A 5,239-nucleotide genomic window follows, 5' to 3' on the forward strand; every position below is an offset into this window, starting at 1 on the left:
GTTTGAGATGTCGAGAACTGTACGACCCGGATGCCTGCCTGGCCGGCACGTCGTTTCTATGCAGCTCTGCAGCGAGGGCTGACCCAGCCCTTGGATCGCTGGGTAGCCGGGATCACCCTCTGCAACTTGGCGATTGGGGTGATCTTATTTTTGCTGGGCAACCATACGGCCCCCTATGTGCGGGATTTCAACTGGCAACAGCAGCGGGTGGGATCCCAGGAACTGCAGATGGTGCTGACCTTCAACCGCCCTATGGATGCGGACAGCGTTGCGGCCAACTTGGAGATCCAGCCGCCTCTGCCGGGCCGGATGCACAAGCTGGGCCGCCGCTTTTTTTGGACCCTGACAGAGCCGGCCCCCTACGGCCAGACCTACCGGCTGCGCCTAAAGGCCGCCGTGGATGAGCGGGGCCAGCCCATGGCCCGGCCTTTTGAGGGGGAGTTTCGCACGCCGGATCGGCAGTTGTTGGGGATCGGCACGGAAGCAGACCAACGGGGGCGGCTGTTCCTCTTTAACCTGGAGACGGGATCCACCACGTTGCTGACGCCAGCCGGGCTGAAGGTCACTCAAATGCAGCCCAGCGCCGATGGCCGCTTTGTCTACTACTTTGCCACCACCACCAGCCTACAACACCAGGATCTGTACCGCCTGGATCTGGAGGATCAGTCTTCCCAGTTGCTGCTGGATCACCAGGGCTACCAAAACCTGCGCTTCCAGGTCTCGCCGACGGGGGAGCTGGTGGTAGCGGAGCGGATCCCCCTGCAACGGGATCCCCTCGCCCCTGTCCAGACGGAGCTGTGGGTCCAGAAAAGGAGACAGGATCCCTTTGAGCGTCTGGAGCTGGACACGGCTTTGGGGGGAGACTTTTTCATCAGCCCTGATGAGAGCAGCTTGCTCATCTCCCAGGGGCAAGGGGTGGGGATTGTGCCCCTGCACCCGCGGGCGGCAGCGGAGAGCTTTTTGGCCCAGTTCGGCCAAACCTTGGCCATCCGTCCCGACGGGGCTTTCGGGGCTTTGCTGCGCTTCAATCCCGACTACACCCGCAGCCTCTTTATCGTCAGCAATACCGGCACCAGCGAGGAGATTTGGGTAACCGAGGGATCCGTAACCAAGGGAGCCTTTTCTCCCGGCGCACCCGTCTTTTACGGCTTGGTCAGCGAGGCCGAGTTTGTTGGTGAGGGCGCGTTGGAATCTCTGGCCTACACCGAGTCCCCCCGCTTGCTGGCAGTGGTGTTCGGCAGCGGGAGGGCGGGCAAGACCATAGAGGTGGCGCGGGCCGACTACCCCTTTGAGCTGGACTTCAGCCTTTCTCCGGACGGACGCCTGTTGGCCTACACGCTTTTGCAGCCCTTGCAAGAGGAGATTCCGGATCCCTGGGCTCCCCTCAGCCGCAGTGGGCAAGCGATCCGCAGCGGGCAAGTGTGGTTGCTGGACTTGCAAGATGGACTGCCGCTCCCCAACAGCCGTCGTCGCCTGCCGCTGAGCAGCAGCGCCCTGGCCTGGATCCCTTAGGCCAAGCAGGAGAGGCCACCTGGGGAGCAAACCTGCCTAGAATCAAAACAGTGTGTTGGAGGAGAGGGGGCTATGCGGCTCATTGACGGACAGGGACGTCTTTTGGGAAAAGTCAGTCTCCTAGATCTGGGGGCGCTGGCGATTGTGGTGGCGGCCGTTGTCGCCGTTTTGTTTTTGCCAGGGCGGCAAGCGGGCAGCGTCGTCCAGGTGGGGGGCGGCCCTACCCTGCCGGTGGAAGTGGACATGATCGTGCGGGGGGTCAGCAGCCGATCCCTGGAACCCTTTCAAGTGGGTCAGAAGGCTGACTTGATCATCCGCAACCAGCCCTACGGCCAGGTGGAAGTGGTGCGGATAGAAAATGTCAGCCGCACGGTTCCGGTGGTTTTCCCCGATGGACGGGTCGAGAACTTGCCTGACCCAGAGTCCTACCGCTTTGATCTGGTGTTTACCTTGCGGGGACGGGGCCAGCGGACCGAGAACGGCATTGTCCTGGGCAACAACCGCGTCAAAGTTGGCGTTCCCCTGGAGCTGGAGACTTTTAGCTACAACTTGCGCGGCACTGTGATGGATGTGCGGCTGTTGCAATCGTAGAGGACACCAACCCTGATGCGGCTACAGGAGATCGCCCAAAAATTGGGATGCGCCTACGAGGGGGATCCCACCCTCGAGATCCACGGCGTAGCTAGCCTGGCGGAAGCTCGCCCAGGCGAGTTGAGCTTCCTCAGCGAAGACCGCTACTTGCCCCTCTTGGAGCAAACCCAAGCCAGCGCCGTCATCGTGGGCGAATCTATAGCTTTACCTCGCCCCATCCCCTGCCTGCGGGGCAGGGATCCCCGCTTGCTCTTTGCCCAGGCCATCGAGCTGTTTTACCAACCCTATCGCCTGCCCACCGGGATCCATCCCACAGCCGTGATCGATCCCAGCGTTGAGTTGGGAGAGGGGGTGGCCATTGGGCCGCATGTGGTGGTGATGGAAGGGGTGAGGATCGGCGACTACACCCAAATCCACCCCAACGTAACCATCTACCCCTACGTGCGGATTGGATCCCGGTGTCAGCTTTTCGCCAACTGCGTCATTCACGAGCGCACGGAGATTGGCGACGATTGCCTCATCCACAGCGGCGCTGTGATTGGCGACGACGGCTTCGGCCACATTCCTCTCCCCGATGGCTCCTGGCGGCGCATGCTGCAGGCGGGCCGGGTGGTGCTGGAAGACGGTGTAGAAGTGGGCAGCAACACCACCATCGATCGGGCCGCCGTCGGGGAGACCCGTATTGGCCGCGGCACCAAGATCGACAACCTGGTGCAGATTGGCCACGGTGTGCGCACGGGGTCCCACTGCTTGATCGTCGCCCAGGTGGGCATTGCCGGCAGCACCCAGTTGGGCCACCACGTCATTTTGGCCGGGCAATGCGGCCTGGCCGGCCACCTGCACATCGGCAATGGCGTGCGTGTGGCCGCTCAGACGGGCGTTACCAGCGACATCCCTCCTGGCCAAACAGTGGCCGGCTACCCCCATCAGCCCATTGCCGAATGGCGCAAGAGCATGGCAGTTCAGCGACATTTGCCTGAGCTGCAGCGGGCCCTGCGCAAGCTAGAAGCCCGTGTGGCCAAGCTAGAAGAGAACCATGCAACAGAGGAATCGGAAAGACCCTAGCCAGGAGTCATCCACCTTTCTCACCCCAATGGCGGTGCTTTACTCCTGTGACAACAAGGACTGCAGAGTGTTCAGGTACTCGTTGATGTTGCGCCGGTTGCCGCCGAAATCGTATTCCCCAATACGGCCCACCGAAGTGATGTGCAGACGAGTATGGCCGGGATCCCCTTCGATGGGCGATAAGGAAACCGTCAGATCGTCCACGAACTTAAAAAAGTTGGTGCGGGAGATCCCTTTCACTTCCAGCGCCTCGGCATTCACAGACAGCAGCTCGCCTCGCTTCCAGACTTGAAAAGCCTGTTCAGCCGCCTTCAACACCTGCTCTGGACTGGCTGCAACCACAACCTCCTGTTGGGCGCGGTTGTAAGGGGATCCGCCCAGAGTGGCTGCTTGCACAGGGGGGATCCCGCCTGCCCAAGCAAAAAGCAGCACTGCCAAGAGCACCAAAGGTTTCCAGAAAGACATGAGAGCAGGAAAAGAGGTTTGCACCCCCCATTATGCTTCCTTTTCTAGAACGTTTTTCCCCTTCCACTGCCAGGTTTGCCTATGGGCTAGCCTATAGCTCAATCAACTCACCCGACCTGCGTGCCTCATGTTGGCTCCAGAGAAAGTCCAAGAAAAGACAACTCCCCTCACCCGCCAGCAACTGGCGGAGCTCATGCCCTCGGCCCAGGGGCTGCTCAGCGATGAACCGGAAATGGAACACTCCCTCCACGCCTTGCAGCTTTTGATTCTGGTGAGCTGCCTCACCCGCCTCTGGCAGGATCGCAACGACTACTTCCTCGCCTGGAACCTCACCGTTTACTACAGCCGAGAGCAACTCAAAAGCAAAGACTTCCGCGGCCCAGATCTGTTTTTGGTCAAAGGGGTAGAAAACCGCCCCCGCCCCTCTTGGGTGGTGTGGGAAGAAGGGGGCAAGTACCCGGATTTGATCGTCGAGCTGCTTTCGGAATCAACAGCCAAGGTGGATCGGGGTGAGAAGCGGGAGCTTTACGAAAGGGTTTTTAGGACACCCGAGTACTTCTACTTTTCTCCCGAAACGCAGGAGTTTATGGGTTGGCGACTGAGGGGGGAACAGTACGAGGAGATTGAGCCAACGGAGCAGGGGTGGCGCTGGAGCGAGGTGTTGGGGCTGTACCTGGGCATTCACAACCGGCAGCTGCGGTACTTTTTCCCCAATGGTGAGCTGGTGCCCACACCAGAAGAAGCCGAAAAGATCGAACGGCAACGGGCGGAGCGCCTGGCCCAAAAGTTGCGAGAACTGGGAGTGGATCCCGATACTTTGTAAAGAAAACTGGCCAGCCCAAAATACCTATCGGAGAACTGGCAATGACCAACCCCAAACCGATTATTGAGGTGCCGGATCCGGTTAATCTACCCGACTGGCCCCCTACCCAAGACGAGCTCCCCTACGACGACGGCGTACCTATGGAAAGCTGGCGACACAAGTGCCAGATGGACTTGCTCATCTCCGTCACCCAAACCTGGCTGCAGCAGCGCCCTGATGGCTTTGTCAGCGGCAACATGTTCCTCTACTACAGCTTGGAGCAGACCCGCAGCCGCAATTTCCGAGGGCCTGATTATTTTGTGGTGCTGGGAGTGCCCAAGGGCGAGCGCAAAAGCTGGGTGATCTGGGAGCAGGGCAAAGGGCCAGACGTGGTGATTGAGCTTCTTTCTCCCAGCACTGCCCAGGATGATAAGACAAGCAAAAAGCAGCTTTACGAGCAAATTATCCGGGTGCCGGAGTACTTTTGGTTTGACCCGTTTGAGCCAGAGGACTGGGCGGGGTTTCGGCTGAGGGGCGACCACTATGAGCCGATTGAAGTCGATGCAGAAGGTCGCCTGCCGAGCGCAGTTCTGGGACTGTACCTGGTGAAATGGGAAGGCAGGTTTCGGGACATCGAAACCACATGGATTCGCTGGGCCACGCCTGCTGGAGAGCTGGTGCCCACCGAGGCCGAACTGGAGCGGCAAAGGGCTGAACAAGAACGGCAACGAGCCGAGCAGGCCGAACAGCGAGCAGAGCACCTGGCCCAAAAGCTGCGGGAACTAGGGGTGAATCCGGGTACAT

General features: G+C 60.1%; 6 protein-coding genes. 5 read left to right on the plus strand and 1 reads right to left on the minus strand.

From position 1 onward, the window contains the following. Positions 1 to 30: 30 nt before the first annotated feature. The 3 genes from NW853_RS07555 to lpxD all read left to right on the plus strand — a co-directional run bounded on the left by NW853_RS07555 (position 31) and on the right by lpxD (position 3,168). Positions 31 to 1,512 carry a hypothetical protein gene (locus tag NW853_RS07555; protein WP_414348723.1) on the plus strand — a complete coding sequence of 494 codons (1,482 nt, stop codon included), beginning with the start codon at positions 31 to 33 and terminating at the stop codon, positions 1,510 to 1,512. Between the two features lie 72 nt (positions 1,513 to 1,584). After that, complete coding sequence (locus tag NW853_RS07560) at positions 1,585 to 2,103, plus strand: DUF4330 domain-containing protein (RefSeq protein ID WP_414348725.1); 519 nt, start codon at positions 1,585 to 1,587, stop codon at positions 2,101 to 2,103. Positions 2,104 to 2,118: 15 nt separating this feature from the next. Then, positions 2,119 to 3,168 (plus strand): UDP-3-O-(3-hydroxymyristoyl)glucosamine N-acyltransferase, encoded by a 1,050-nt coding sequence (gene lpxD, locus NW853_RS07565; protein ID WP_414348727.1) that lies wholly within the window; start codon positions 2,119 to 2,121, stop codon positions 3,166 to 3,168. 39 nt (positions 3,169 to 3,207) lie between these two features. Here the strand turns inward: lpxD and NW853_RS07570 are convergent, their stop codons facing one another. Next, the gene (locus tag NW853_RS07570; RefSeq protein WP_414336030.1) at positions 3,208 to 3,657 is read right to left on the minus strand and encodes a DUF1499 domain-containing protein; all 450 of its coding nucleotides are present in this window, start codon (positions 3,655 to 3,657) and stop codon (positions 3,208 to 3,210) included. A gap of 103 nt (positions 3,658 to 3,760) precedes the next feature. Between NW853_RS07570 and NW853_RS07575 the strand changes: the two genes are divergently transcribed. After that, on the plus strand, positions 3,761 to 4,456 hold the full coding sequence (locus NW853_RS07575) for a Uma2 family endonuclease (RefSeq protein ID WP_414336032.1): 696 nt from the start codon (positions 3,761 to 3,763) through the stop codon (positions 4,454 to 4,456). Between the two features lie 41 nt (positions 4,457 to 4,497). Continuing rightward, a partial coding sequence (locus NW853_RS07580; RefSeq protein ID WP_414348729.1) for a Uma2 family endonuclease occupies positions 4,498 to 5,239 on the plus strand: 742 nt, incomplete at its 3' end.

Source organism: Synechococcus sp. H55.11 (genome assembly GCF_047462475.1).
Classification (GTDB): domain Bacteria; phylum Cyanobacteriota; class Cyanobacteriia; order Thermostichales; family Thermostichaceae; genus Thermostichus.